The sequence below is a fragment of the Rhizobium sp. 10PS4 genome, from assembly GCF_032464805.1.
Classification (GTDB): Bacteria; Pseudomonadota; Alphaproteobacteria; order Rhizobiales; family Rhizobiaceae; genus Rhizobium; species Rhizobium laguerreae.
On record NZ_JAWDIW010000013.1, the window covers coordinates 50,866 to 74,890 of the forward strand.

A 24,025-nucleotide genomic window follows, 5' to 3' on the forward strand; every position below is an offset into this window, starting at 1 on the left:
TGCAACACCGAAAGCGCAAGTATGTCAAACGCCGATTTCGCAAACACAGCGGCTGCTTCAGAGCGCTTCTTCCGGTTATATGAACGTCATTGCGGTGAACCAGACGAAGACACGCTATTCTCCTTTTTGGAGGCGAGCCACAGCCTCAATGACCGCTTGAAGATTGGTGCCGATCTCGATTTTTTTGACGTTAACCAGTTCGCCGCGCTGAAATGCCTCAGGAATTATTTCCATCACCATCAGGAATTGAAACATCTCGTAAGGTTGGTGCCCCTTGGCGACTATCCAATCGTCACGGACCTCATGTACATGTGCGTGGTGCCACGCACCGCCGTGGAGGCGGCGATCGAGGAGACAATGCCCCGCCACAAAGATGCCGCGCGACGGGCGTGCCAAGATTTATTCCACTGGTATGGGCCAGTGGTAAATATAAATCCCTGTATATTTAACTTCGTCGTACTGGCCTATGAACGTCTTGTGAAAGCTGGCATTCCGTTGGCAGGCGACGCAGTTGAGAATTTTCGAGCGAGCTATGATTATGAGGAAAAAATGCGAATTCCTCACTTGATCGACGGACGCTTTGCCACGTCGGCAGGGACTGTTGACAGACTGCTCTCTGAGATCGTGGCCAGAACAACGTTTTAGCTCGCTGATTAGTCCTCATCTCGGGTTCTCAAGCATCACCCACTCTCTGCAAACAAACGAACGCCCGTCAATCCCGCAAGCTTCTCCACCAGCGCATCCTGAAACCCAGCATCAGTCACCTCCACCGCCGCCTCCCGCCGCTGCCGATGATACCAATACCCGCCGCTCACCTTGGCAGCCGCTTCATCGCTCGTCGCAAACCACGTCTGCGTAAGATGCCCCATCTCCAGGTCATCCGGCGCCCCGGCGCCGCCCATCTTCGTTGGCACCCAGCCGGGATCCACCGCGTTGCCGAGAACATCCGGCCAATGGCGGGCGACGGCGGCTGCGAGTGTGGCGATGTAGAGCTTGCTTTCCGAATAGGCCTGGCTGGCGCTCCACGGCCGCTTCTTCCAGTCGAGATCGTCAAGGGTGCTGCTGCCGCTGCGGTGCATGCCGCTGCTGAGATAGACCAAGCGATCGGGGCGGGTGATCCAGGCGGTGAGCAGATAAGGGGCAAGCACATTCACCGCCAGCGTCTTGGCGTGGCCTTCCGGCGTTTCGCCCCGGCTTCGCTCCAGGTAGATGCCGGCATTGTGGATGACGGCGTCCATGCGGCCGATGGCGTTGACCTGCTCGGCAATCGAGCGCGTTTCCGTGGCGCTGGCGAGATCGCCGATGACGAGGCCGAGAGCGGCGGCTGATGTCTCAGCGATGGCGGTGGCGCGCTCGCGGGAGCGGGCATGCAGCACGACGTCATGGCCCTCCTTCATCAGGGTGCGGGCGGCGGCAAGCCCGAGGCCATCGGTGGAACCGGTGATGAAGATGCGGCTCATGGGGTTTCCCTTCGCGGCGGTGGGGGTAGGGTAGTCAAGCAGCTTTTGGCTGGTTGCTCAATGCGGGAGTTGGGGTGTGGTCGATATGTAGCCGGTTCGGACCAATCTAAGACCCCTCCCCAACCCCTCCCCACAAGGGGGAGGGGCTAGCCCAGCATCACCGCTTTGCCCGAGATCATCTCGTCGTTTGCCGCTCTGGAGTTTTGGGAGATGCGGTGCGGCAGGTTAAGCCCCTCCCCCTTGTGGGGAGGGGTTTGGGGCGGGGTCTTTGCCCAGCGAGCGGGGGTCCGAAGGACGGGCGTCGGCAGGTGGACGAGTGCTTTTTAGGCGGTGATTTCAGCGCTTTGACTCGAAGCTCATGCAGCACTCATCGGCAGCGGCATGGGTCCTCGGGTCGAGCCCGAGGAGGACGGAGGGTGGGGAGAGGCGACCGGCAAGAGGCGCGACGTCGGGCGTCGTTTCCCGTTTCCCTCAACCTTATAAAGTCAGCCTCGCTGTCTCGGCCCGGCCTGTGATCACGCCGGCGATCTGGTCGATCGGGTCTCGATCGGGCGATGCGTCTGCGAGCTCATCGGCGACCTTGCCGGTCAATGTCAGCACCTTGTCGCAAAGCTCGTTCACGCGGCGGCGCAACAGCGGTGTGCCGATGCCGGCTTCTCCCGCAAAGACCTTCCAGCCCTCGGCATCCATTTCGGCCAGTGTGGCGCGCTTGCCGATTCTCATCGCGAGCTTTGGCGACAGTTCCGGATAGATCACGGTGGAGAGGAGGTCATAGAGTTTTGCCAGCCGCGGGCCTTGGCTATCATACAGGATGGAGAAGTTCTTGCCGTGGGCATCGGCATTTCCGGCGATCAGGTTGAAGATGGCCGCGTCCAGCAGCTTCAGCACATCGACAGCCGGCCTTGCCGAAATCCGTCTTATGAGATCGAAGCAATCCTTGAAGGTCGGCCCGCCTTCACTCGCATATTTCGTTTCCGGCGGCACGCTGAGTGCCTGGCAGAAATCTTCCTGATGGATGCGATGAACCAGGCCGCCGGCGCCGCGCACGCGGTCATATCGTTCGACCAGAAGGAACGGGCGCCCCTGCACATATCTCGGTTCGACGGCTGCGACATCGAGCGCGATGGCGGCCGCAAGCCGCATCACGAAAGCTTCGTTCTCGGTCGTCGCCTTGAAGCGGGCTATCGGTGGCTTCAGAATATGGGTTGTGGCCTGACCGGGCAGGGGAAGCCCGATCCGCCCATCGACCAGAACAACCGGCAGTTTGGACTGCGCGCCGGCGAGCGACAGTCTGAGGCCCTCCTCACCGGCCAGGAGAGGCCGCACGGGCAGTGCCTCCAACACGGCAACGATGCCTGCTTCGTCCAAGGGCAGGGGCCGGCGATCTGCAATCGACCCCGTCCCCGCCGGTGCCTCACCTTCGGCAAGCAGTTGCAGCGCACCGGCGACATCGCCGCCCAGGTGATCGAGAAGCGCAAAGTCATTGGCGGGAGACACGCCCAAGGCTTGTGCTGCGGCCAGGCGCTGGCTTTCCTCGGGCAGCAGGCCGGCGAAAAACGGCCGGCATTCCTGGCGGGTAAATCGCTCCGGTCGTTTCGGCAGAGAGGCCGAGAGCGGCAGCGTTTTGTCATCGTCGAGCCAGGCTCGCGCATAGACAAAGCCGATATCGCCGTGTCTGTCCTGCGTGAATTGACCGACAATGCGGCCGTCCCACCAGACGTTGAGAAGCCTTGATGTCATTGCCTGCGCTCGCCGGGAGCCAGAATGTCGAGGGAGCAGCCAAGCGTTTGCAGAACCTGCAGGACTTTGCCGATCTGCGCTGTCGGCTTGCCGGCTTCGAGGTCGACGATAAAACGAAGCCCGACGCCGGCAACGCCGGCAAGCTCGTCCTGCCGCAGGTTTTGTTCCTTGCGGGTGCTTCGAACCAGGGCGCCGATGTCGGCTGGACTGTGTACGTGTTTCGCCATGATTTTCCCGATCGGGAAAATATAGCGAATGCGGAGCCTGTGTCCAGGGAAATTTACCGATCGGGATTATTTGGAGAAGTGGGAAGGGTTGAGGGTATGAAATTTCCCGCTCGGTAAAATATCTGGTGACTCGTTGGGCGTGCGTGGATCCTCGGCTCAAGGCTGGAGGGTGTGGTAATGTTCCAAGCAAATCGGGTGTCCGCACCCGCCCACCCCCCATCACCCCCGCCGCCGCTCCGCTCCCGCCGCAATCGTCTGCACCAGCTCATCCACTTCCCTTGCCAGCCGCTCCAGCGGCAAGCCGACGAAGCGGCCTTCGAGGCTGATGCTGACGACGCCGTGGACGGCGCCGAAGAGGGTGCGGGCGCGGATGGCGCGGTCTTCGGGGGGCATGTCGGGCTGCAGTTCGGCCAGTGGTTCGGCGATCACATCCATCAGGAAGAGGTGCTCGTTAAGATGCCATTGCGGCGTCGGGCTGCTCTCCGGCGGGAAGTGGTCGAACAGCGCCTTCCAGAGGTTTCGGTGTTCGACGGCGAAGCTCAAGTAACCCTGCGCCAGGTTGCGCAGCCGGTCGGTCGGCGGCCGGTCCTTGGTTTTATCAAGGGTCAGCCTGGCCTCCAACGCCTTCAGCGTCGCCGAGTTGACATGGATGACGAGCTCGGCGAGGTCGGAAAAGACCGTGTAGAGGCCGCCGAGCGCGCAGCCGGCATCCTGGGTGATGTCGCGGGCTCTGAGATTTGCCAGCCCGTCCCTGGCGATCCGCTCGCGCGCCGCCTCGATCAGCCGGGCCTTCAGGTCTTCGCGTTTTTCTTCTCGTCTGCCGGCCATTAACCATTCCACTTCGATTTTTGAACGTCGTTCAAAATTTATCTTGAACGACGTTCATGATTCTGGCATAACACCTCTCGTGAACAACGTTCATAAACCGGAGGAAGGAAATGTTCAAACTGATTTCCATTTTGCTGCGGGGCAGGGCGCATGATGCCGAGCAGGCCTTTGCCGATCATCACGCCGTGCCGCTGCTTTCCCAGCAGATCCGCGATGCCGCCCAGTCGATCCAGTCGGCTCGCCGCAGTGTGGCCGTCGCCATCGCCCAGAACGAGCAGGAGAAGGTTCAGCATGGGGCGATCGTTGCCCGCATCGCCGATCTCGAGACCCGCGCCTCCGCCGCCTTGGCGAAGGGCAATGAGGGCCTGGCCCGCGAGGCGGCCGAGGCGATCGCCTATCTCGAAGCCGAGCGCGATGCATCCGAGAAGGCGCAGAGCCAGTTCACCAGCGCCATCGACAAGCTGAAGGGCATCGTGCGGGCTTCCGAGGCAAGGCTGCAGGAGCTGCAGCGCGGCGAGCGGCTGGCGCGTGCCACGCAGGAGGCGCAGAAGCTCGATGTCGCAGTCGCCGGCCCAGGCCTGGCGACGCTCGACGATGCCGAGGAGACGCTGGCCCGCCTTCGCCTGCGCCAGAGCCAGAATGAGCTGACGGCCGCAGCCCTGAAGGACATGGAAGGCGCTATCCGCCCGGCCGGCATCATCGAAAAGCTTGCTAATGCCGGCTTCGGCGCGCCGCTGCGCACCTCCGCCGATGATGTGCTGGCGCGGCTGAAGAGCCGCATCACGCCTGCCGCTTAAGATTGCATCCACCCAACCATTCATCCATCGAACATCAAGGACCACTGACATGAACGACAGTTTCCAGAAACATTCCGCAAGCTGGGTCAGCTTCTCCTACATCTCCTTCGGCTCGGCCGCCTTCATGCTGGCGCTCGGCCTCTACATGATGCCGCTCGATCTCTGGGGCAAAGGCTATCTCGCCATGGGCATTCTGATGCTGGTGCAGACCACGGTGAATATCACCAAGACGCTGCGCGACAATGCCGAATCCGAGAAGCTGATCCGCAAGGTCGAGGATGCCCGCACCGAGAAACTCCTGGTCAAGTTCAATCGTAACGATGAAGATTGATCTTGGTTAACCACAGCGCAGAGTTGTTACCGCATTCAACTTTTGCGTAACAACTCTGTGGCCTTCTCTGCCAGTCGAAAGAGGGACCCGCCGTGCAACACAATCTGATGACCTCCAGGAAATTCGCGCCGCTGTTCTGGACCCAGTTCCTGACGGCCTTCAACGACAATTTCCTCAAGAACACCCTGGTGTTCCTCATTCTCTTCAAGATGTCGGCCAGTGAAGGTGCGGCCTTGGTGACGCTCGCCGGCGTCATCCTCATCGTGCCCTTCCTGCTGCTCTCCGCACTTGGCGGCGAACTCGCCGACAAGCATGACAAGGCAAAGATCGCCGAACTGTTGAAACGCTGCGAGATCGCGGTCGCCGCTCTTGCGGTGGTCGGTCTGGCGTTTTCTTCCATCTTCGTGCTGATGGCGGCGCTGTTCGGCTTCGGCATCGTCTCGGCCCTGTTCGGGCCGATCAAATACGGCATCCTGCCCGATCATCTCGAGCGCCGCGACCTGCCGAAGGCCAATGCCTGGATCGAGGGCGGCACCTTCATTGCCATCCTCGGCGGCACGATCATCGCCGCACTCGCCTTTTCCAGCGGCGATAATGTGCTGCTCTTCGGCACGATGATGATGGGGCTTTCGCTGCTCTGCTGGCTGGCGAGCCGGATGATCCCGCCCACCGGCTCCAAGGCGCCGGATCTTCAGATCGACCGCAATGTCATCCGCTCCAGCTACACCCTGGTCATGGAAATCCGCCAAGACAAGCGCCTGTGGCGTTCGGCGCTGATGAACTGCTGGTTCTGGCTGGTCGGCGCCTTCGTTCTCTCCATCCTGCCGACCATGGTGACCGAACTGCTCGGCGGCTCCGAGATCGTCGTGCCGGCCTATCTCACCGTCTTTGCCATCGCCGTCGCCGTCGGTTCGGCGATTGCCGCCTGGATGTCGTCGGGCCGCATCGTGCTGCTGCCGGCCCCTGTCGGCACGGCGCTGCTTGGCCTCTTCAGCCTCGATCTCGCCTGGAACCTCTGGGGCCTGGCTTCGGTGAGCCATGCAACGACGATCGCCACCTTCTTTGCCGGTGAGAATACCATCCGCGTCGCCATCGATCTCGCCGGCATGGCGATAGCAGGCGCCTTCATCGCCGTGCCGACCTTCGCCGCCCTGCAGACCTGGGCGCATGAGGACCGCCGCGCCCGCGTCATCGGCGCCGCCAATGTGCTGTCTGCGCTGTTCATCACCGTCGGTCTCGGCCTCGTTGCCGCCGTCCAGGCGATGGGCGCCTCTATCCCGCAGATCCTGATCGGCCTCGGTATCATCAATTTCGCCGTCGCCTGGCTGATGCTGAAGACGCTGCCGACCAATCCCTTCCGCGATTTCATCTCGATCCTGTTCCGCGCCTTCATGCGCCTCGAGGTCGAGGGTCTGGAGAATATCAAGAAGGCCGGCCGCGCGCCGATCATTGCGCTGAACCATGTCAGCCTGCTCGATGGCGCCCTGGCGCTTGCCATCACCGAGGAGGAGCCGACCTTTGCCGTCGATTACAAGATCGCCCAGGCCTGGTGGGTGCGTCCCTTCCTGAAGATGTGCAAATTCCTGCCGCTCGACCCGACAAAGCCGATGGCGACGCGCTCGCTGATCAAGGTGGTGCAGGATGGCAACCCGATCGGCATCTTCCCCGAGGGCCGGCTGACGGTGACCGGTACGCTGATGAAGGTCTATGACGGTGCCGCCATGGTTGCCGACAAGACCGGCTCGATGGTCGTGCCGGTGAAGATCGACGGGCTGGAGAAGAGCTATCTCTCCTATCTCGACAACGGCAAGATCCGCCGCCGGCTGTTCCCCAAGGTCAAGGTCACCATTCTCGATCCGGTGAAGCTCGAAGTGCCCTCAGAGCTGAAAGGCCGCAAGCGCCGCACGGCGGCAGGGGCAGCCCTCTACCAGGTGATGTCGAACCTGCTGTTCCAGACCGCCGATACCTCGTCGACCGTGCTCGACCGCGTCATTCAGGCCGGCCATGAATTCGGCATGAAGAAACTTGCCGTCGAAGATCCGGTCACCGGAAGGCTGACCTATGGCAAGCTGCTCACCGGGGCTGCCGTGCTCGGCGCAAAATTCCGCGCCATGTTCCCGGAGAACAACCTCGGCGTCATGCTGCCGAATGCCAATGGCGCAGCCGCCACCCTTTTGGGCGTGATGACGGCAGGCAAGGTGCCGGCCATGCTGAACTTCACGGCGGGTGCCGCCAATATCCTCTCTGCCTGCAAGGCGGCTGAGGTCAAGCATGTGCTGACCTCGCGCGCCTTCGTCACCCAGGCGAAGCTCGGCCCCGTGATCGCCGAGATGGAAAAGCAGGTGAAGATCGTCTGGCTCGATGATCTCCGGGCCGAAATCTCACTCAAGGACAAGATTTTCGGGTTTCTCAGGAAGGCTCGGCCGCTGGTCAAACGCCGGCCGGATGATCCGGCGGTCATCCTCTTCACCTCGGGCTCCGAGGGCACGCCGAAGGGCGTGGTGCTGACCCACCGCAATATCCTGTCGAACGCCGCCCAGGCGGCTGCCCGCATCGATTTCCACAGCGGCGACAAGGTGTTCAACATCTTACCCGTTTTCCATTCCTTCGGGCTGACGGCCGGCACGGTGCTGCCGCTGATTTCGGGCGTGCCTGTTTATTTCTATCCCTCGCCGCTGCATTACCGCATCGTGCCGGAGCTGATCTATGCCTCCAACGCCACGATCATCTTCGGCACCGATACCTTCCTCAACGGCTATTCGAGGACGGCGCATCCTTACGACTTCCGCTCGATCCGCTATATCTTCTCCGGCGCCGAACCGGTGAAGGCCGCAACCCGCCAGACCTATATGGAAAAGTTCGGCCTGCGCATCCTCGAAGGTTACGGCGTCACCGAGACCGCGCCTGTCATTTCGATCAACACGCCGATGTACAACAAGTCGGGCACGGTCGGCAAAATCCTGCCGGGCATGGAATGGAAGCTCGAACCGGTGCCGGGCATCGATGAGGGCGGAAGGCTGCATGTGCGCGGCGCTAATGTCATGGCCGGCTATCTCCGCGCCGAAAAGCCCGGCGTGCTCGAGCCGCTTGTCGACGGCTGGCACGACACCGGCGACATCGTCACCATCGACGAGGATGGTTTCGTCAAGATCCGCGGCCGCGCCAAACGCTTCGCCAAGATCGGCGGCGAAATGATCTCGCTCGCCGCCGTCGAGACGCTCGCCGCCGAACTCTGGCCGGGCGCTCTGTCGGTCGTCTCCTCGCTGCCTGACGCCAAGAAGGGCGAGCGCCTGGTGCTCCTGACCGACGCCCCCACCGCCACCCGCGCCGAATTCCTCGCCTTCGCCAAATCCAGGGGCGCCATGGACATGATGGTGCCGGCCGAGGTCAATATCGGCAAGGTGCCGGTGCTCGGCTCCGGCAAGGTGGATTTCGTCGCGGCGCGCAAGCTGGCGGAAAGTGCGGCGCTGGCGGGGGAGGCGGCGTAGAGCGTGGCTTGGCAGGCGTCAGGCGCAAACCGGAGAATTGTTGCAGGCGCGTTGCAAGACCCCTCCCCAACCCCTCCCCACAAGGGGGAGGGGCTTAACATGCGGCTCTCGTCGTGCGCCCTATTGAACGTCGACTGTGCGGCTGGTCTATTTGTTTGTGAGGCGGGTGCCACAGCTTAGCCCCTCCCCCTTGTGGGGAGGGGTTGGGGAGGGGTCTTGAGACGGGCGCCGGTGATAGTTCCAAGAGGAAGTCGACATGGCCGAAATCGATGTCTTCGACGGGCACAACGACGCGGAGATCGGCCGTGCTCAGCGGCTCGATACACGCACTGCGCCGGCAGCTCGGAGACTGCGCTGGACGGCGGCGACCTGGCTGGATGCGATATCCACCGAGACCTCGATCTCGCCTTCGAGCGGCGCATCGCGACGGGCGCCATCGTCATGAGAGGCATCCCCACCCGATGGCGCCGAACCCGCACTGTTGCGGTCGCTTGCCGACTGGATAAAGATGTCGGGCCTCGAAACCCGATGCTGCTGAACCAGATGTTCGACCGCGAGATCAGCGGCTTCGCGTGTTTCGAATGTGGCTCGAATGGTGGTCGTGCTGTCGTCCGCCATTGATTGCCTCCTGAATTTGATGTCCACTGGATGAGAACGCCTTGGGCGGCTGGTAGTTCGACGGCAGGTCCAGGCCCCATTGGAATCGTTGATATCGCATTCCAAGCCTGCTATGTTCTGTTTTTGTTTCGGCGCGCAATTTCAGAGGCCGATCCCATCGCGATCGCTGAAACCGCCATGAACGAGACAAGCTCACCCCCCGTCCGGAAAATCGTCCATGTCGACATGGATGCCTTTTATGCGTCGGTAGAGCAGCGCGATAATGCGGACTTGCGCGGCAAACCGATTGCCGTCGGCGGGTCGGCCGCCCGGGGTGTGGTCGCGGCGGCGAGCTATGAGGCCCGTAAATTCGGTATTCACTCGGCAATGCCGTCTGTGACCGCCAAGCGCAAATGTCCTGACCTGATCTTCGTGCCGCCGCGCTTTGCCGTCTACAAGGCGGTGTCGCAGCAGATCCGTGAGATCTTTGCCGAATACACGCCGCTGATCGAGCCGCTGTCGCTCGACGAGGCCTATCTCGATGTGACGCAAAATCTGAAAGGCATGACGGTCGCCACCGAGGTCGCGCTGGAGATCCGCGCCAAGATCAAGCAAGTCACCGGCCTTAACGCGTCGGCCGGGATTTCCTACAACAAGTTCCTTGCCAAGATGGCGAGCGACCTCAACAAGCCGAACGGCCAGGCTGTCATCACGCCGAAGAACGGGCCGGCCTTCGTCGAGCAGCTTCCCGTCCGGAAATTCCATGGCGTCGGACCGGCGACCACCGAGAAGATGCATCAACTCGGGATCGAAACGGGCGCCGATCTCAAGGAGAAGACGCTCGAGTTCCTCGTCGAGCATTTCGGCAAGTCGGGGCCCTATTTTTACGGCATCGCCCGCGGCATCGACGAGCGGCAGGTCAAGCCCGACCGGGTGCGCAAATCCGTCGGCGCCGAAGATACCTTCTCACAGGACCTCCACGCCTTCGAGCCTGCTCGCGAAGGGCTCCAGCCGCTGATCGAAAAGGTGTGGGCTTACTGCGAGGCCAACGGGATCGCCGCCAAGACGGTGACGCTCAAGGTGAAATATGCCGACTTCAGCCAGATCACGCGCAGCAAGACGCTTCCGGCACCCCTGCCGGCAATCGCCGACCTCGAGGATCTGGTCAACCTGCTGCTCGCACCGATCTTTCCGCCGCGAAAGGGCATAAGGCTGCTCGGCGTCACCCTCTCCTCGCTGGAAGAACGAGTACCGGCCGCGGCGCCGCAGCTGCGGCTGGCTTTTTAGAGCGCCGGCATCGGCTGCCACAGGCGACGACCGTCCGTCGCCGCATTGGTTTTCATCCACCCATCCGCGATTTCGAGCTGGGCCGGAACCTCGTCAGATCTCCGAAGTTTGCGGGACGAGGAGAATTCCACATGCATCTGATACAGTTGTTTATTCCGGCAGCGCCGCACGCGGCGATCGACATCGAAGACATTATCGCGATGATTCAGCGCGAGATGACCGAGCGCCATGGCGGGGCGACTTCATACCTCAATTCCCCGGCAAAGGGGTTTTGGTCGACTGGCGAGGGCACTGAAGAAGATACGGTCATCGTCATCGAAGTGATGGTGAACAGTCTCGATCGGGCCTGGTGGCGCCAATACCGGCGCAAACTCGAACAGCTGCTCGGGCAGGAAGAATTGCTTGTGCGGGCACTTCCAGTCGAAACGCTCTGATCGTCTGGAAGCCTCCATGGACACGCAGTTCCGCAATCTCGAAATCTATCGCAGACGCGGCGAGTTCGCGGGCTGGCCGGCAAATTATGGTCTCTGGTCGTGGGGTGACGAAATGCTCGTCGTCTTCGCGCGCGGCAAACTCGGAGCGAAGGGGGAGTTGCACGAATTGGACCGTGGCTACCCCTTCGTACCCTGGCAGGCACGCAGCCTGGACGGCGGACTGACCTGGATGGACGAGCCGTTCTGCGGCCGCGTGCCGGGCGGACTCTCGCTTTCGGCCGACGAGCATTTGAACGCCGACCTCAAGGTCCGTCCCCGTCTGTCGGTCCGTGAAGACCTCTGCTCGATTGACGATCCCATAGACTTTCTGGACGCCGAGACGATCGTCATGTGCGCCAGAACCGATGTGCAGGGCGATGCTGTCAGCTGGTTCTATGTCAGCCGGGATCGGTGCCTGACATGGCAGGGTCCGTTTCGTTTCGCCGGTCTGCATCTTCCGCTCTCGGCGCGCACCGATATCGTGCCTCTCGGCAGGAACGATGCGCTCTTCATGCTCAGCACTTCCAAAGAGGACGGTGCGGAAGGAAGAGTGTTCTGCGCGCGCACCGTGGATGGCGGGCGCAGCTTCGTCCTGCAAGGCTTTGTCGGTCCGGAACCCGAGGGCTATTCGATCATGCCGGCATCGACGGCACTTTCCGGTGGCGCCATCCTGACGCTGACGCGCTGCATAGGCCGAGGCTTTGGCAAGGGTTGGATAGAGGCCTTCACCTCCCATGACCAAGGGAGGACCTGGACGCCGGAAGGCTGCATCGTCGACGACACGGGCCGCAATGGCAACCCGCCGGCGCTGGCGCGGATCGAAGGCATGCTTCTCGTCGTCTACGGCCACCGTGATCCGCCATTCGGTATCAGGATGCGCATGAGTTTCGATGACGGCCGGACATGGGGCGCCGAGAAGATCATCCGCAGCGACGGCGGCACCGCTGATCTCGGCTATCCCAGACTCGTAAAACGCAGCGATGGATCCCTGCTCGCCGTCTATTACTTCAACGATGGCGACCGGGCGGAGCGTTACATAGCGGCGTCGATTGTCACGCCTGCCAAAGATCAGGAACGCGAAGGAGCCTGGGACGGTGCTGCTTCGCGCAGTCGCAGTTCTGAGCCATAGCGAAGGCGAACCTCCCACAGCGCGTCCGGGAACAAAGCGGGCCATCCATGGTTCGGGGCTGCGGCAATTTGCCGGCACGAATTGGGAGGTTCGAAATGCAGAACGATATCACAGATCCGGCGGGGCGGAGCACGTCCGCGCAGACCCCGTCCTCATCCCCAGGTTCCGGCTCCTCGCCGGGAACGCGCACATCCTTTTCCGATCTGGAAGCGAAGGTGAGCGAGGATGTTTCCGCCGTCAAGGAAACGATCAGGGAAGGCGCCGACACCGCAGTCGAGAAAGCCAAGGAAGTCATGTCCGAACGCACCAGCTTCGCCGCTCGCCAGGTCGGTGGCGTTGCAATGGCGCTCGAGAAGGCCGGCGCCGAAATGGAAAGCTCCGGTCAGGCAGAAGTAGGACGATACGCCAGGCAAATCGGGCGGAGCGTGCAGACTGTTGCTCGGCGGATGGAAGGCAAGGACATCGGCGAAATCGCCACCATGACCGAGGATTTCGGGCGCAAACAACCGCTCGCCTTTCTCGGCATCGCCGCACTCGCAGGCCTGGCCGCAAGCCGCTTCCTGACAGCGTCGGCGAAAAGGCGAACAACTGCCGCGTCGCGCGGAGCATCAACCGATCGCTCCGGCCCAGCAACGACTGGAGGCGAGTACAATGGCTAAATCTTCAGAGAACACACCCCTCTCCGAACTCGTCAGTGGCCTCGTTGGTGATGTCACGGGCCTGCTCCGCAAGGAAATCGATCTTGCCAAGACGGAGGCTTCGGAAAAACTTTCGCAGGCGCTGAGTGGCGTAGAGATTCTCCTCTTCGGTCTGGTCCTGGCAATCGGGGCGGTCGGCGTCCTGCTGAGCGCCCTTGTCGGCGGTCTCGCGGCCTTCCTCGTGACACAGGGATTTACCGAAACCACTGCCACTGCGCTCGCCTCGCTGATAGTCGGCATCATCATTGCCGGCATCGCGTGGGCAATGGTCTCCCGGGGCCTCGCCGCGCTTCGCGGTAACAACCTGACACTGGATCGAACTGCGACCTCGCTTCGCCGCGACGTTGATGTTGTGAAGGACAAAATCTGATGGAAAACGCAATCGAGAAAACATCGGCCGAGCTTCAGCGGGAGATCGACCAGGACCGCCGCCGCATCGGAGACCGGATTGACGCTATCCAGGAACGGATGTCGCCAGGCCAGCTGGTCGATGAGGTGATTGCCTACGCCAAGGGAAGCGGCGGCGGAGAATATGTCAGCAATCTTGGCCACGCCCTCAAGGCGAACCCTCTGCCGGTCGCGCTGATGGGCGTGAGCCTGGCCTGGCTCATGGCAAAAGGCAGCCCGTCATCAGGCGACACGGCGACCTGGAGGGAGGATCCTGAATACCCGCTTTATCCGGCGACTGGCCAAGTCCGCAGGATTGGTCCGCCGGCCATGGAAAACGGAGCGCGTTACAGCCATTTTGCCGACGAATCCGGCAGAAGGTTGAAAGCCTTGACCGACGAAACAGGGGGGCGTGCCGGCCATTTTATGGACGAGGCAGGCAAGACCTATCGCGGCTTCGCCGATGCTAGCGGAAAACAGATCAGTCAGATCACCGACGAGACCGGTGCAATGCTCGACGCGGCAACCGGCTGGGCGGCGGAGAAATGGGAGCAGGCGAAAAACGCAGCGAGCGACCTCACCGCCCGTGCGTCCGGCGCGGCAAGCTCGCTTTCGAGCCGATCCTCTTCGGCGGCGACCAGTCTTCAGGAGCAAACGAGCAAGCTCAACGAGGCGATCCTCATCCATTTCCGCGACCAGCCGCTGGTTGGCGGAGCTCTGGCTTTCGCGGTCGGAGCGGCGATCGGCGCGGCGCTGCCGCACACCGACACCGAGGATGAATGGATCGGGGAAGCCGCAGATAGCGCGAAAGACACCCTCAGCGATCAGGCGCAGGACGTCGTCGCGCAGGGTAAAGAGGTAGCGTCGGAGGTCTATCAAAAGGCCGTGGATGCTGCGTCCGATGCGCATGATGCCGTCAAGGAGCGCGTGGTGGATGAAGCCGAAACTTTCATAAACCGCAAGGACAGCTTAGGCGGAACCGATCGAAGGATCTAAAGCGGTCGGTTCCAGGCGCAATAAGATGCGCCTGGCCGTGACCAGCCAAAACAAAAACAGGCGGCACCGGGGCCGCCTGTTCTTCATTACGGACAAGCCGTCCGTTACTTCTGTTCGGGCGCCAGGAACTCTGCGCAATAGGACGGGCCGTTGACGCCGGGGATGTCGGCGACGGTGCGGATGTCGCGGATCGTGTAATCGGAGTTGGTGGTGATTTCGGCCTGGCAGCGCAGATAGGCGGTGCGGGCCGACGCGATCTGCTTGCCGCGCTTGCCGTCGGCGCCTTCGGCATATTTCGCCGGAATGCGCACGGTCTTGTAGCCGCCGCGCCAGGTATAGATGGTGGTCGAGCCTTGCTCGCTGTCGCTGATCGGCGGCCCGTAGGCGGCAAAGAAGACGCCGGCCGATTTGCCCACCCAGCGGGCCTCGATCGGATTGCCGGCGGAAGGTATGGTGGTGCATCCGGCAAGCGCAATGGCAAGCCCGGCCGCGGTCATGATGCGGAAATTCATCGTGTCGTCCCTGATCTCTAGCGCATGGCTGGCAAGCCGCCCTCGTGAGCGGTTTCGCCTGTCCTGTCGTGCCCTTTAGCGCGGAACCCGGCAAAAGAAAATTGCTCCTGAGAGACTTCCGTTCGATTTGCGAGAGGTGTGGCTTTTTGCTGCAGCCGCTCATCTGTAAACCCGTCACAACCCCGTCAAAATTTCCGCCGGCTTTTTGGAATTTGGTGCTTGTGCAACCAGATAGGCTGTTCTATAGAAGCGCCGCTGGTCACGGAGTGTAGCGCAGTCTGGTAGCGCACCACGTTCGGGACGTGGGGGTCGAGTGTTCGAATCACTCCACTCCGACCAGCTAGAACCCTTGCACCATAAGGGTTTTCACTCCCGAGCCGACTTCCCCGCGAAAGCTATTTTCATATCAACGGACCGATTGCGGACCGTTTGAAGCAGCGGACCGATTAAAAAAGCGTTCGCTGCCTGCTGTTGGAAGTCCGGACTCGCATGCGCATACCCGTGACCGATTCCGCATTTGCTTCCGCGGAACTCCATTCGAAAAAAAGCCCCGCCTCTCGGCGGGGCCAGTCTATGGATCGCACAGGAGGAACGCCCGTGCTTTCCTGCCGATATAACAAAAAGCGGACCGGCTAGGTTCCGTCATTCCACGCCGACGATCAAAGAGGAGCCCCGCCGAAACGCAGCAATTGGAAAGGACGGATCGCACAGAAGAAGCTTGGGAAGCGGACGGCCCAGTATGGGGCCACCTCGCAAGGTTTTCTCTAAGACGCTAAGCTGTTATTGTACGAAACCGAACAAAAGCTACAACTCCACGTCACAATTTGTATTAGGCAGTCGGCCGCTCAGCGATCACTTGCTAACCCCAAGCATTATGTCTCCTATGCGTTGGGCGGCCACCTGCATGCTTCCCGGGACTGCCCTTCTACCGCTGGTAATACCAAAAGGACGCCCTGATCGTCCTTTGAGCAATGTGGCAACAGCGCATCGTCACGACTAAGCTGTACGAGTTCGCGTTTTGGAGCAGCGGCATGGAGCTGGTCGAGTACTGCCTGCACAAGCTTGGAGACTTTTTTTACAACACTTACTATTTGAATGGTCGGGCAATGGCGCTCAGTTTCGCCATTTCCATTGGCCTGGTTCTGACGGTTTTCGCGGTGGAACTCACCTATGTGGGGTTCGGCAATTCCGGGTTCCGTCGGGTTTTCTTCGAACGCAGCAAATCCACAATCACCGACATCGTCTATTTCGTCCTTCAGGCGACGGGTATGATTACGCTATTCGCGGCGCTCGCATCATTTGGTCTGTCCTATGCCATCACCAAAGCTGCTCAGAATGCCCCCCACCTGGACCTTGCCGGGAGGCTGCCAGGCTGGGCACATGTTCTCTTGTTCCTAGTGCTGTCAGACTTCTTGAGCTACTGGCAGCATCGGTTGATGCACCGGCTGCCCGTACTATGGCGGCTGCACGAATTTCACCACGCAGCCGAAGAGTTCAACGCGCTGACTTCGTCGCGGGAGCATCCGCTGGAGAAGGCGATAAATATGGCCATCATGGTCGTTCCGGCGCTGCTTGTCGGCCTGCCAACGGCCGAATTCGCCGTCGTGACCATCACCTTTGGCGCTATTGGTCTGGTCAAGCACAGTGCCATTCCCTGGCATGGCTGGTTTGGCAAATACGTGATCCAGTCACCACGCGACCACTTCATCCATCACTCCCGAGTGCGGGAACATCATGACAAGAATTTCGCCAATTATTTCCCGATCTGGGATCATTTGTTCGGCACCTATTACGAAGGCGATGCACACGGTGCAAAGCTCGGTCTGGACCGCGACTACTTCAACCAAACCGATCCGTTCCGCGAAACCATCGCCGCAGAAATCCGTTTCTTCCAGCGCGCGGGGCAAGCTGCCAAGGCCACGTGCGGCATAAGCCCCATAAGCGGAAAACCTGCCTCGCCCCAGGGGCTGTCGGGCCCGGAAGAGCGCCGGTAGCGCAAAGCTCGCATCGCTCTGTTGTGATAAGCGGCTCCATGTGGCGCAGAACGTGCTTGTGAGATCATCGCCAAACCCTGCCGCGTCCCTGATCGTCCTCGCGCGTTTGCCGCTATGGATCAAAAAGAAGCCCCGCCGAAACGGGGCAATTTGGGAACGGACGGATCGCACAGGAAGGAAGGGTTGACGTACAGCCCCGTCACAAGAGGGGCACCTGTGCGATCCTTGTGATCTAACCCATAGATAGTCGGAAAAGTTCCTGTGCGGTTCCGCACCCAGCGCCCCGTGCCTGAAGGATTGATATCGGCACCTTGTTTCATCCGAATAAGAGCACATCTCGATGGAGTAAGCGTCGTCAGGAAAACAAATGGCTTACGAGCCTGATATGGCCATCGTCTTCGATAGCGCGACAAAGGCGGTGATCGTCAGTTTCCGCGGAGTCACGGTCTATCTGCCAGGTCCCTATGCTGACCGAAAGGCGGCCGTCCTGACCGCCGAAGCGCATTGCCGCCGGCTTGGCTGGCGAGATTGATTGCGATTTATGTCAACGATCCACAAAAGGCAGATATTAATATTAGGAATCGCTCGTCCTTTCGCAATGAGCGCGCATGCCGAGGCAAAATGTGCTAAGGTCTTTGCCAGGTATCGAAAGATCGCTACCGATTTCTCGTCGCTGGTTGTCAACAATTTCAGCGGCTTATGTGCGGTTTTGTCATAAACGCACAGTTCCTTGGGACCTATGGTCAAACCAACGGCCGTCCCGTAGTTTTTCACCAACTCACAGGCGTTTGGTTTTGACATCCAAGCTCCCATGCGGAGCCGCTATGACTCACATTGACCAATCGACTGTCGAAAACACCCTGCTGAAAATGTTGAGCGCGGACCGCTTCGCACGCCTCTCGGAAGGGATGGAGCGCGTCGACCTGCCATTACGGCACGTTCTTGTCGGTAGCGACGTGCCGACCACGCATGTCTGCTTCTTGGAAAGAGGTCTGGCATCCATGGTTGTCAGCAGCATAGACGAAGAAGTGGTGGAAATAGGCCATATCGGGCGCGAAGGCGCATCCGGCATGCACGTCGTTCTGGCGGTAGAGACCACCCCCACGCGCACCTTCATGCAAGTCGCAGGGTCGGGAATTATGGTGCCGATGGAGGCGTTTCAGCGCGCGCTCGCCGATGATCCCGAGATGAAGGATTTCTTCCTTCGCTATGTTCACACAACCGTGCTGCAGCTCGCCCATTCGGCGCTCGCGAATGCGCGCTACAATATGCATGAGCGGTTGGCGCGGTGGATCCTGATGTGCCACGACCGCCTTGAAGGCAACAACCTGGCCATTACCCATGAATTTCTGGCATTGATGCTCGGCGTCCGCCGTTCGGGCGTTACCAATGAACTACACGTCCTTGAGGGCGTCCACGCCATCCGATCGACCCGCGGAAACGTGCGAATAATGGACAGGGAAAAACTGATCGAAATTGCCGGTGGCTGCTATGGAGTGCCGGAGCGCGAATACGAAAAGCTGCTGGGTCCGCTCCGCGCCAGATAGATCAGTCCACTCGCTTGACCGCTTCCGAAAAGGGCGACACGAGCAGGATATCGCCTGTTTCGTTTCTGATCTCGACGCTTCTTGACGCAATGTCATATCCGAGAAGCACGGCACTGCTCATCAATGCGCGAGCATCACGCACCGCTTCCATGCGAGCGGCATCCAGATCAGGAAGCTCGGTTCCTTCCCAATCTTCGAGCGATCCGGCTTCCGACAGGATATTGAAGTAGAAGCGTGGCATTCGAAATCCTTCAAAGCCCGGCAGGATAAGTCACTTATTTTGCCGTTCCGCAGCGTTCAGATCAACAGCATTGGGCATGCTTTCGTCATCGGTGCCGATGTCCTTACGGGAACTGTGCGCAACCGCACTGATAGTTGGCGGCGAGGAACCAATGGATTAAGTTTTTAACGCGAGCTTCAACTCAAGACTAATCTGGAGCGGCGACGCGTCGGAGGATGATATGATCGATTTCAATCTCTCGCTCCAGACGAAGGACGTGAACCTGCTGACGGAGGCTGTGCGGACCTGGTACCAGCATAATCACGTCACACCGACGGAAGGAGCAACGCAATTACTCTGTAGCGCGGCTGTCGATCTTTTTAGCCAGGGGCACAGGACGCCGGAGGAACTGGCTACGCTGCTGATCGCCAGGTTTGACAGCCCTCATTCGCTGAAGATCAACGCGACGACGTCCGCTGCTCATCACTAGCGATATCGGTCCCATCCCTTGGCATGACCGTAGGCGCTCCTATCGGATTTTGGAGGCATCGAAATGCTTCAGTCCCTCATTACATTGTCCGATCAAGACATCGAAGTCGTCATCACTGCGGTTCGGCAGTGGTGTACAAGGAACCACTGTGAGATCGATAGCAACGAAGGCCGCCGCGCGCTGACCCTTGCCATCGATCTCGTTCAGAACTCCGCCCGGGACAGACTCCTCCAGAACTTGACGGAGCGCCTTGGCCCCCGGTCGGGTCAGATGGACGCGGAGACCTCCGGCCTAGCTAACCTGTAATGAGTGCCTCCATCCAGATGAATATCGGAGCGGGACATCATTGAGCCAATGTGTTGCAATCGTCGCGCGGCCGGCGAAGCATCCTGCTCGCGAGATATCTGCGATTCGCTCGGCGGCGTCTTGGCAGCGCCGGTAACGATCATTCCGACCGGAACGCGGCGGGAAGATCAACAGCGACATCAAGCGGCTGGAAATGCCGCAAGTTTTCCGTAATGACAGTGAGGTCATAGGCGCGTGCGGTCGCCGCGATGATGAGATCGCCAAGCCCGGGATGACGGCCCTGGCTTTCGGCTTCATCTTCCAGGGCGCCGACGATGCGCGCGACAACGGTATCCATCGGCAATATCCGATCGCCGAAACTGTCGGTGATGACGTGCAGCCATGCCGAAAGGCGCTTTGCCCTCTCGATCCCGCCGCGACGGTGAAGGCTCCGCATTCCCTTCTCGATCTCCGCGACCGACAAAGCCGACAGAAACAGGCTGTCGGCTTCGCCATGCTCATAAAACCATGCTCGCATTGGATCGGACGGCGGCACCTTGCCCGGTGCGAGCTTCGAGATGATATTCGTGTCGAGAAGATAGGCGGTCACAGATCGATATCGCGCATTTTTGAGGGGTTCCGCTCCAGCTCGACCCCACCGGGAAACGTCAACAGGAAATCCCCGAAATTCGGCCGTGGCTTCTTCAAAGCCCTTTTCGCGGCCTCGGCCGCTTCGACGGACACAAGCACGGCAGCGGGCTTTCCGTGCCGGGTGATCGTCACGAATTCCCCGTTTGCCGCTTCATCCACCAGACCGGCGAAACCGGCCTTTGCCTCTGCGACGCTGATTGTCGACATTGTGGCCTCACGTCTTAAATGACCATATATGGTCAAAATAGACAGTGACGCTGACGGAATCAAGAGGGGGAATTTTTCAAGGGAATTCTCATCGAGACAATTTTCTAGACTATTTCGGTTCCGAAGGTTGCTCTTGCTGTTCCTTGTCTCGCAACGAGGCCACCCGGTACATGGCAAGTGCAGCAGATATCGTGAGTGCTAGAGAGTAAACGAGTAGTAGATGACCAATAAATGATCCCGAGGCCATCGCGATGAAGAAATATCGGTAAGCGCCAGGGAACCACGATTGATCCAGAGAATAGAAAAGGTCAACGGCCCAAGAACCTTGATAAAGGAAGCTCCACAGAAGGGCGATGATCTGGACAAAAATGAAATGAAAAAAAGTAGCATTCATCATTGAGAGATAGGAGGCTTTTGGTCCGTTCCCTACTGTCGCCAATGCTACGCGCAGCTTCTCACTTAACAGACTCAACAGGACCGAATAAGTGCCGAGGCTGAAGCCCAGCATGTTGGGGAGGATCGATTGAGCCTGCGCTACCCACTGAGCTTTTTGCCAATTTTCATAGGAAAGTAGCGTAATAGCTAGAGAAAGCCCAAATATCGGGGAAGTTATCACGGACGTGACGCCACCATAGGCCACATAGTAGCCCTTCAGAGCCTTCCCAAAGGCAACGTATTGCGTCCATATTTTCAATTGCCATCACCGCTAATAACATGCTGGAAAGCGGACCATTCACCTGTAATGTCCGGATCGTAACTATCCTGAAGAACCTTCGGGTGATCTTCAGATGATCGCCGCACTTTTCCGGTCTCATCGCGCCCGCTTACGTCTACGCGACCGTTAGACATCCCGGCTTTCGACACCTTTTCGATATCGTCATCAATCACGATGGATTTGCCGGTCTCAGCCACATAACGGAATTCAAGGCGTTTCGTATTCGTGGCAACCATATGATTCTGGACTTTCTCTTCAAAATCGTCCGGCCAAACATCCATATTGGGCGGCATCAAGGTAATTTTGATTTCGTCGATCCGCTCTAAATTGAAAATCTCTCTAAGCGCTTCCTGGCTTTGCTCAACCGTGACAGACACGGTGCCGTATTTTTCGGTTATCTTATCTTCCGCCATACTGGCGTTCACAAACGCTTCTGCTTGCTTAGCGCTTATCCATCTCCCTTCATAATAATTTTGGAGGTAAAGCCGATGTCCTCGTAGAAAGAAAAAGTATTGTTTGCGGTTAGGATGTATGTGCGGCGGTATCTTAATTTCCGCAACGTCATCCTCTGAAGCGTCAGAAAGATTAATCTCATTAAACCAAGTGCCATCCATCTCAACTTGAAGGAACGTGGTTAGCACTCCGGCGACTGTCCCTTTCTCCTCATCGATTTCCCTCAAGCTTGAAATCAAACCGTACCGATCACCCGAGAGTTTCTGCGGTCGCTTTAACCTGAAAATATCGCGTATCAATTCGAGGTATATCCCCTCCGGATGCGGATGAACCCGGATGTTTATTACGAGAGAAGACATTTTAATTTTTCGTGCCATTGCAAAATCCGTAGCCCCGACAAAAATCTCAGAATATTATTCATCGAATATATCTGTGATTGCAGTCAATTCAGGCTTTCTCGTCGTGCACAGGCATCTATCCTTTTCCACCATTTTTCTTTGGATGGGCGTTCGGCACTTTTGATTTCTGCGAATACGTCAACGACGAGCGTACCGGCAATTTTCTATTCTCTGATCAACAATAACACGCACGCTAGCCTCCTCAACCGGAACGAGTCCCGAAGTGATTCGTTGAGTCGCGTGTCCAGCGTGAGGGGGCTGCATCATGAGCAGGCGACGAAGCTTCAAACCGGTGAAGATCACCATCAATGGCAAGGTGAGGACGGTCTATAATGTCGTCCAGGCCGGCAACACTTTGCTGAATGATTGGCCCGAGCAGACGCCGGCGGCCAAGGTGGCCGAGCGGCTTGTGCTTGATGTGTTCAACGATGCCGCCGAGCCGGAGCAGGTGCGGCGGGCATTCATTACCGCGGCGAAGGCGAGCGACATCAAGTTCAGTTCCTGATCCGTGGCATCTGGCAAGGCCCTGGCTCACTTCCATGACACATGCTCCTGGTTTCGCAGATCCCAGGTTTTGAACTGCGTCTCCATCCAGGCGGCCGAGACGATGGCCGCGAGGAAGCCGAAGGTGAGGCAGGCGATGGCCTGGACCCGCCACGAGACGAAGGTGACCGGCGCCGGGGTGGTAGGCTTTTCAGCGCATTCGCCGGGCGGGCAGGCGCAGCCGGAAAAGGCCTTGATCAGGCAATCGCTCATGCTGCACCGCCTTTCACCGTGTCGATGGCGGCGAGGATCTTCCGGTGAAGCGGGCAGCCATGATCTTTGCTGCCATCGAAGAAACGTTCAGCCTCGACCAGCGCCTTCAGGAGATCGGGTGCCCCGGCGGTGACGCGGGCCTTGGCGCGGGTCTTTTTGCTTGATCCGGCCAGTGGGGTGGCAGGAAGGGAAGAGCTCTCGGTTGAACCAGCTGTAAGGTTGGCGGCAGGCATCTCCGTTCCCCTCAGGCGTAGAATTGATCGTTGTTGGCGATGCCCATGATCTCGCGGGCATAGCGGTAATGCTCCTCGACGGAGGCTGCCGCCCCGCGCAGCCAGGATGGGCCGCGGATTAAATGTTCGGGACGGCGGAGGAACGCAAAGCCGAGCGCGCCCATGCGCTGGGCCTCGATCGCCATATAGGCGCGGCAGTCGCCGATCGTCTGCGCGCCATTCCAGCGGGAATCCCGCCTGCTTTCCTCGGTCTCGATCCTGCGAATGTGCTGCATCGCCCTGTCCTCTCGCCCGTTTGATCGGCTTGAGAGGAAAGGTATATATAATACCCTATCACGTCAATGATGAGAGGTATAAAAAATACCTCAGTGATTGACGAGGTACGAATCGTAGGTTTATGTCTGGGGCCAGTGATTGGGCGACCGGGTGCAACTCCCGAGCTGACGAAGCCCAGCGGCGCGGGAAGCGAAAGTCCTTAAGTGCGCTGTCAGAAAATCAGGACGAGGGCGAAGCGAATGGCCCCTCTGGCACGTGTCCCATCCCGGCTCCGGCCTTCAGGACTCGGCCAATGCTCTCCCGGCTTCATGGGCTTTGCTCATGGGGTAGGGGGAAGCTTTGGCCGGAACCCTCCCTCACCAGCCTTCAGGAACCTTCTCTCCTAAGCTGAAGAGAGAGGATAGAGAACTAAGTTGGAGTATGAAGCTACGAGAAAAAAGAGGCGGTCGCACAAAATCGAAATCCCCGACGAGGTGATCGAGGCGGGTCTGGATGCCATCCGGCAAGATTCAGAGCGAAATCCTAGAGACCATAGATCTCCCGCCCGGCGCTGAACGCCAGGAGAAACACCGCGAAAGTCACGATATAGAACCAGATTCTGCCTGCGCGCGATGTCGATCTTTTACCCTTTGTAAGGCGTTTGAATCATTGAGATATTCTTTAACGGATGACCTGACGTCGCGACGTTATTGGCAATCGCTTGCCCTCAGATCGAAACTCGACTGCCCATCCTTGAAGGCGTAGTTGTAGACGGCGAGTTCGGCCTCGCCCGATTCAAGCTTCGGCTTCCAGAAAGAGCATACGGACGGGGCAATGCCTGATTTCATAACGGCCCCATCCGTTAAAGGGA

Annotated in this window: 31 protein-coding genes and 1 tRNA gene; 17 read left to right on the forward strand and 15 right to left on the reverse strand. The window is 59.4% G+C overall.

The genetic code is table 11. The annotated features are described in order from the left end of the window. Positions 1–21: 21 nt before the first annotated feature. A complete protein-coding gene (locus RWJ89_RS23785) occupies positions 22–645 on the forward strand; it encodes a hypothetical protein (RefSeq protein ID WP_316031532.1) in 624 nt (207 codons plus the stop codon). 35 nt (positions 646–680) lie between these two features. Here RWJ89_RS23785 and RWJ89_RS23790 read toward each other — a convergent pair whose 3' ends face one another. From RWJ89_RS23790 to RWJ89_RS23805, 4 genes are all read right to left on the reverse strand, one after another. Continuing rightward, a complete protein-coding gene (locus RWJ89_RS23790) occupies positions 681–1,460 on the reverse strand; it encodes an SDR family NAD(P)-dependent oxidoreductase (protein ID WP_316031533.1) in 780 nt (259 codons plus the stop codon). A gap of 477 nt (positions 1,461–1,937) precedes the next feature. Then, positions 1,938–3,200: a type II toxin-antitoxin system HipA family toxin gene (locus RWJ89_RS23795; protein WP_316031534.1), complete on the reverse strand. Its 1,263-nt coding sequence runs from the start codon at positions 3,198–3,200 to the stop codon at positions 1,938–1,940. Continuing rightward, a complete protein-coding gene (locus RWJ89_RS23800; RefSeq protein WP_316031535.1) occupies positions 3,197–3,427 on the reverse strand; it encodes a helix-turn-helix transcriptional regulator in 231 nt (76 codons plus the stop codon). Before RWJ89_RS23800 ends, RWJ89_RS23795 begins: the two co-directional genes overlap by 4 nt. Positions 3,428–3,646: 219 nt before the next feature. Continuing rightward, positions 3,647–4,255: a TetR/AcrR family transcriptional regulator gene (locus RWJ89_RS23805; RefSeq protein WP_316031536.1), complete on the reverse strand. Its 609-nt coding sequence runs from the start codon at positions 4,253–4,255 to the stop codon at positions 3,647–3,649. A gap of 110 nt (positions 4,256–4,365) precedes the next feature. Between RWJ89_RS23805 and RWJ89_RS23810 the strand changes: the two genes are divergently transcribed. From RWJ89_RS23810 to RWJ89_RS23820, 3 genes are all read left to right on the forward strand, one after another. Further along, positions 4,366–5,052 (forward strand): PspA/IM30 family protein, encoded by a 687-nt coding sequence (locus RWJ89_RS23810; protein ID WP_131666983.1) that lies wholly within the window; start codon positions 4,366–4,368, stop codon positions 5,050–5,052. A gap of 49 nt (positions 5,053–5,101) precedes the next feature. Next, positions 5,102–5,383, forward strand: coding sequence for a YiaA/YiaB family inner membrane protein (locus RWJ89_RS23815; RefSeq protein ID WP_003546080.1), 282 nt, complete (start codon positions 5,102–5,104; stop codon positions 5,381–5,383). A 92-nt stretch (positions 5,384–5,475) separates the two neighbouring features. Then, positions 5,476–8,871, forward strand: a complete 3,396-nt coding sequence (locus RWJ89_RS23820; protein WP_316031537.1) for an acyl-[ACP]--phospholipid O-acyltransferase — start codon at positions 5,476–5,478, stop codon at positions 8,869–8,871. Between the two features lie 309 nt (positions 8,872–9,180). Here RWJ89_RS23820 and RWJ89_RS23825 read toward each other — a convergent pair whose 3' ends face one another. Continuing rightward, positions 9,181–9,489, reverse strand: coding sequence for a hypothetical protein (locus tag RWJ89_RS23825; protein WP_168258000.1), 309 nt, complete (start codon positions 9,487–9,489; stop codon positions 9,181–9,183). A 177-nt stretch (positions 9,490–9,666) separates the two neighbouring features. On the opposite strand from RWJ89_RS23825, the gene dinB reads away from it, so the two are divergent. From dinB to RWJ89_RS23855, 6 genes are all read left to right on the forward strand, one after another. Further along, complete coding sequence (gene dinB, locus RWJ89_RS23830; protein ID WP_316031538.1) at positions 9,667–10,755, forward strand: DNA polymerase IV; 1,089 nt, start codon at positions 9,667–9,669, stop codon at positions 10,753–10,755. A 131-nt stretch (positions 10,756–10,886) separates the two neighbouring features. Further along, entirely contained in the window at positions 10,887–11,189 is a 303-nt protein-coding gene (locus RWJ89_RS23835; RefSeq protein ID WP_222011985.1) for a hypothetical protein, read from the forward strand. Positions 11,190–11,205: 16 nt separating this feature from the next. After that, positions 11,206–12,357: a sialidase family protein gene (locus RWJ89_RS23840; protein WP_316031539.1), complete on the forward strand. Its 1,152-nt coding sequence runs from the start codon at positions 11,206–11,208 to the stop codon at positions 12,355–12,357. Between the two features lie 95 nt (positions 12,358–12,452). Next, entirely contained in the window at positions 12,453–13,016 is a 564-nt protein-coding gene (locus RWJ89_RS23845; protein ID WP_316031540.1) for a nutrient deprivation-induced protein, read from the forward strand. Next, complete coding sequence (locus RWJ89_RS23850; RefSeq protein WP_221941904.1) at positions 13,009–13,425, forward strand: phage holin family protein; 417 nt, start codon at positions 13,009–13,011, stop codon at positions 13,423–13,425. Before RWJ89_RS23845 ends, RWJ89_RS23850 begins: the two co-directional genes overlap by 8 nt. Then, entirely contained in the window at positions 13,425–14,438 is a 1,014-nt protein-coding gene (locus RWJ89_RS23855) for a DUF3618 domain-containing protein (RefSeq protein ID WP_221964423.1), read from the forward strand. Before RWJ89_RS23850 ends, RWJ89_RS23855 begins: the two co-directional genes overlap by 1 nt. A 104-nt stretch (positions 14,439–14,542) precedes the next feature. Here RWJ89_RS23855 and RWJ89_RS23860 read toward each other — a convergent pair whose 3' ends face one another. Next, on the reverse strand, positions 14,543–14,950 hold the full coding sequence (locus RWJ89_RS23860) for a hypothetical protein (protein ID WP_025393552.1): 408 nt from the start codon (positions 14,948–14,950) through the stop codon (positions 14,543–14,545). A 262-nt stretch (positions 14,951–15,212) separates the two neighbouring features. Here RWJ89_RS23860 and RWJ89_RS23865 point away from each other — a divergent pair. From RWJ89_RS23865 to RWJ89_RS23880, 4 genes are all read left to right on the forward strand, one after another. Beyond that, a tRNA-Pro gene (locus RWJ89_RS23865) sits at positions 15,213–15,289 on the forward strand. A gap of 692 nt (positions 15,290–15,981) precedes the next feature. Continuing rightward, positions 15,982–16,944 carry a sterol desaturase family protein gene (locus RWJ89_RS23870; protein WP_206990289.1) on the forward strand — a complete coding sequence of 321 codons (963 nt, stop codon included), beginning with the start codon at positions 15,982–15,984 and terminating at the stop codon, positions 16,942–16,944. Positions 16,945–17,311: 367 nt separating this feature from the next. After that, the gene (locus RWJ89_RS23875; RefSeq protein ID WP_017959352.1) at positions 17,312–17,476 is read left to right on the forward strand and encodes a hypothetical protein; all 165 of its coding nucleotides are present in this window, start codon (positions 17,312–17,314) and stop codon (positions 17,474–17,476) included. Positions 17,477–17,768: 292 nt separating this feature from the next. Further along, a complete protein-coding gene (locus tag RWJ89_RS23880) occupies positions 17,769–18,491 on the forward strand; it encodes a Crp/Fnr family transcriptional regulator (protein WP_077975706.1) in 723 nt (240 codons plus the stop codon). Position 18,492: 1 nt separating this feature from the next. On the opposite strand, the gene RWJ89_RS23885 is transcribed toward RWJ89_RS23880, so the two are convergent. After that, entirely contained in the window at positions 18,493–18,732 is a 240-nt protein-coding gene (locus RWJ89_RS23885) for a DUF6894 family protein (protein ID WP_316031541.1), read from the reverse strand. Between the two features lie 220 nt (positions 18,733–18,952). Between RWJ89_RS23885 and RWJ89_RS23890 the strand changes: the two genes are divergently transcribed. Together RWJ89_RS23890 and RWJ89_RS23895 are read left to right on the forward strand one after the other, a co-directional pair. After that, positions 18,953–19,201: a hypothetical protein gene (locus tag RWJ89_RS23890; RefSeq protein ID WP_131666972.1), complete on the forward strand. Its 249-nt coding sequence runs from the start codon at positions 18,953–18,955 to the stop codon at positions 19,199–19,201. 63 nt (positions 19,202–19,264) lie between these two features. Then, complete coding sequence (locus tag RWJ89_RS23895; RefSeq protein ID WP_131666971.1) at positions 19,265–19,507, forward strand: hypothetical protein; 243 nt, start codon at positions 19,265–19,267, stop codon at positions 19,505–19,507. Positions 19,508–19,646: 139 nt separating this feature from the next. Here the strand turns inward: RWJ89_RS23895 and RWJ89_RS23900 are convergent, their stop codons facing one another. The 4 genes from RWJ89_RS23900 to RWJ89_RS23915 form a co-directional block, all read right to left on the reverse strand. Further along, the gene (locus tag RWJ89_RS23900; protein ID WP_316031542.1) at positions 19,647–20,096 is read right to left on the reverse strand and encodes a type II toxin-antitoxin system VapC family toxin; all 450 of its coding nucleotides are present in this window, start codon (positions 20,094–20,096) and stop codon (positions 19,647–19,649) included. Further along, on the reverse strand, positions 20,093–20,344 hold the full coding sequence (locus RWJ89_RS23905; protein WP_003546085.1) for a type II toxin-antitoxin system Phd/YefM family antitoxin: 252 nt from the start codon (positions 20,342–20,344) through the stop codon (positions 20,093–20,095). The genes RWJ89_RS23900 and RWJ89_RS23905 overlap by 4 nt, the downstream gene beginning before the upstream one ends. 109 nt (positions 20,345–20,453) lie before the next feature. Further along, complete coding sequence (locus RWJ89_RS23910) at positions 20,454–21,038, reverse strand: hypothetical protein (protein ID WP_316031543.1); 585 nt, start codon at positions 21,036–21,038, stop codon at positions 20,454–20,456. Then, on the reverse strand, positions 21,035–21,889 hold the full coding sequence (locus RWJ89_RS23915) for a DUF4747 family protein (protein ID WP_316031544.1): 855 nt from the start codon (positions 21,887–21,889) through the stop codon (positions 21,035–21,037). The genes RWJ89_RS23910 and RWJ89_RS23915 overlap by 4 nt, the downstream gene beginning before the upstream one ends. Positions 21,890–22,175: 286 nt before the next feature. On the opposite strand from RWJ89_RS23915, the gene RWJ89_RS23920 reads away from it, so the two are divergent. Beyond that, the gene (locus tag RWJ89_RS23920) at positions 22,176–22,415 is read left to right on the forward strand and encodes a DUF982 domain-containing protein (protein WP_077975709.1); all 240 of its coding nucleotides are present in this window, start codon (positions 22,176–22,178) and stop codon (positions 22,413–22,415) included. Positions 22,416–22,441: 26 nt separating this feature from the next. Here RWJ89_RS23920 and RWJ89_RS23925 read toward each other — a convergent pair whose 3' ends face one another. From RWJ89_RS23925 to RWJ89_RS23940, 4 genes are all read right to left on the reverse strand, one after another. Beyond that, positions 22,442–22,666: a hypothetical protein gene (locus RWJ89_RS23925; RefSeq protein WP_025393563.1), complete on the reverse strand. Its 225-nt coding sequence runs from the start codon at positions 22,664–22,666 to the stop codon at positions 22,442–22,444. Continuing rightward, on the reverse strand, positions 22,663–22,899 hold the full coding sequence (locus RWJ89_RS23930; protein ID WP_221994183.1) for a hypothetical protein: 237 nt from the start codon (positions 22,897–22,899) through the stop codon (positions 22,663–22,665). The genes RWJ89_RS23925 and RWJ89_RS23930 overlap by 4 nt, the downstream gene beginning before the upstream one ends. An 11-nt stretch (positions 22,900–22,910) precedes the next feature. Next, on the reverse strand, positions 22,911–23,174 hold the full coding sequence (locus RWJ89_RS23935) for a hypothetical protein (RefSeq protein ID WP_132614472.1): 264 nt from the start codon (positions 23,172–23,174) through the stop codon (positions 22,911–22,913). A gap of 687 nt (positions 23,175–23,861) precedes the next feature. Beyond that, positions 23,862–24,002 (reverse strand): hypothetical protein, encoded by a 141-nt coding sequence (locus RWJ89_RS23940; protein ID WP_316031545.1) that lies wholly within the window; start codon positions 24,000–24,002, stop codon positions 23,862–23,864. Between the last annotated feature and the right edge of the window lie 23 nt (positions 24,003–24,025).

What these genes read in the sequence shown, in the direction of transcription:
- RWJ89_RS23890 (WP_131666972.1), top strand. Translation starts at nt 18,953, where the DNA reads ATGATCGATTTCAATCTCTCGCTCCAGACGAAGGACGTGAACCTGCTG.
- RWJ89_RS23810 (WP_131666983.1), top strand. Translation starts at nt 4,366, where the DNA reads ATGTTCAAACTGATTTCCATTTTGCTGCGGGGCAGGGCGCATGATGCC.
- RWJ89_RS23785 (WP_316031532.1), top strand. Translation starts at nt 22, where the DNA reads ATGTCAAACGCCGATTTCGCAAACACAGCGGCTGCTTCAGAGCGCTTC.
- RWJ89_RS23825 (WP_168258000.1), bottom strand. Translation starts at nt 9,489, where the DNA reads ATGGCGGACGACAGCACGACCACCATTCGAGCCACATTCGAAACACGC.
- RWJ89_RS23870 (WP_206990289.1), top strand. Translation starts at nt 15,982, where the DNA reads ATGGAGCTGGTCGAGTACTGCCTGCACAAGCTTGGAGACTTTTTTTAC.
- RWJ89_RS23920 (WP_077975709.1), top strand. Translation starts at nt 22,176, where the DNA reads ATGAGCAGGCGACGAAGCTTCAAACCGGTGAAGATCACCATCAATGGC.
- RWJ89_RS23935 (WP_132614472.1), bottom strand. Translation starts at nt 23,174, where the DNA reads ATGCAGCACATTCGCAGGATCGAGACCGAGGAAAGCAGGCGGGATTCC.
- RWJ89_RS23905 (WP_003546085.1), bottom strand. Translation starts at nt 20,344, where the DNA reads ATGTCGACAATCAGCGTCGCAGAGGCAAAGGCCGGTTTCGCCGGTCTG.
- RWJ89_RS23840 (WP_316031539.1), top strand. Translation starts at nt 11,206, where the DNA reads ATGGACACGCAGTTCCGCAATCTCGAAATCTATCGCAGACGCGGCGAG.
- dinB (WP_316031538.1), top strand. Translation starts at nt 9,667, where the DNA reads ATGAACGAGACAAGCTCACCCCCCGTCCGGAAAATCGTCCATGTCGAC.
- RWJ89_RS23845 (WP_316031540.1), top strand. Translation starts at nt 12,453, where the DNA reads ATGCAGAACGATATCACAGATCCGGCGGGGCGGAGCACGTCCGCGCAG.
- RWJ89_RS23805 (WP_316031536.1), bottom strand. Translation starts at nt 4,255, where the DNA reads ATGGCCGGCAGACGAGAAGAAAAACGCGAAGACCTGAAGGCCCGGCTG.
- RWJ89_RS23835 (WP_222011985.1), top strand. Translation starts at nt 10,887, where the DNA reads ATGCATCTGATACAGTTGTTTATTCCGGCAGCGCCGCACGCGGCGATC.
- RWJ89_RS23875 (WP_017959352.1), top strand. Translation starts at nt 17,312, where the DNA reads ATGGCTTACGAGCCTGATATGGCCATCGTCTTCGATAGCGCGACAAAG.
- RWJ89_RS23940 (WP_316031545.1), bottom strand. Translation starts at nt 24,002, where the DNA reads ATGAAATCAGGCATTGCCCCGTCCGTATGCTCTTTCTGGAAGCCGAAG.
- RWJ89_RS23815 (WP_003546080.1), top strand. Translation starts at nt 5,102, where the DNA reads ATGAACGACAGTTTCCAGAAACATTCCGCAAGCTGGGTCAGCTTCTCC.
- RWJ89_RS23880 (WP_077975706.1), top strand. Translation starts at nt 17,769, where the DNA reads ATGACTCACATTGACCAATCGACTGTCGAAAACACCCTGCTGAAAATG.
- RWJ89_RS23800 (WP_316031535.1), bottom strand. Translation starts at nt 3,427, where the DNA reads ATGGCGAAACACGTACACAGTCCAGCCGACATCGGCGCCCTGGTTCGA.
- RWJ89_RS23895 (WP_131666971.1), top strand. Translation starts at nt 19,265, where the DNA reads ATGCTTCAGTCCCTCATTACATTGTCCGATCAAGACATCGAAGTCGTC.
- RWJ89_RS23925 (WP_025393563.1), bottom strand. Translation starts at nt 22,666, where the DNA reads ATGAGCGATTGCCTGATCAAGGCCTTTTCCGGCTGCGCCTGCCCGCCC.
- RWJ89_RS23790 (WP_316031533.1), bottom strand. Translation starts at nt 1,460, where the DNA reads ATGAGCCGCATCTTCATCACCGGTTCCACCGATGGCCTCGGGCTTGCC.
- RWJ89_RS23915 (WP_316031544.1), bottom strand. Translation starts at nt 21,889, where the DNA reads ATGGCACGAAAAATTAAAATGTCTTCTCTCGTAATAAACATCCGGGTT.
- RWJ89_RS23795 (WP_316031534.1), bottom strand. Translation starts at nt 3,200, where the DNA reads ATGACATCAAGGCTTCTCAACGTCTGGTGGGACGGCCGCATTGTCGGT.
- RWJ89_RS23885 (WP_316031541.1), bottom strand. Translation starts at nt 18,732, where the DNA reads ATGCCACGCTTCTACTTCAATATCCTGTCGGAAGCCGGATCGCTCGAA.
- RWJ89_RS23860 (WP_025393552.1), bottom strand. Translation starts at nt 14,950, where the DNA reads ATGAATTTCCGCATCATGACCGCGGCCGGGCTTGCCATTGCGCTTGCC.
- RWJ89_RS23855 (WP_221964423.1), top strand. Translation starts at nt 13,425, where the DNA reads ATGGAAAACGCAATCGAGAAAACATCGGCCGAGCTTCAGCGGGAGATC.
- RWJ89_RS23850 (WP_221941904.1), top strand. Translation starts at nt 13,009, where the DNA reads ATGGCTAAATCTTCAGAGAACACACCCCTCTCCGAACTCGTCAGTGGC.
- RWJ89_RS23930 (WP_221994183.1), bottom strand. Translation starts at nt 22,899, where the DNA reads ATGCCTGCCGCCAACCTTACAGCTGGTTCAACCGAGAGCTCTTCCCTT.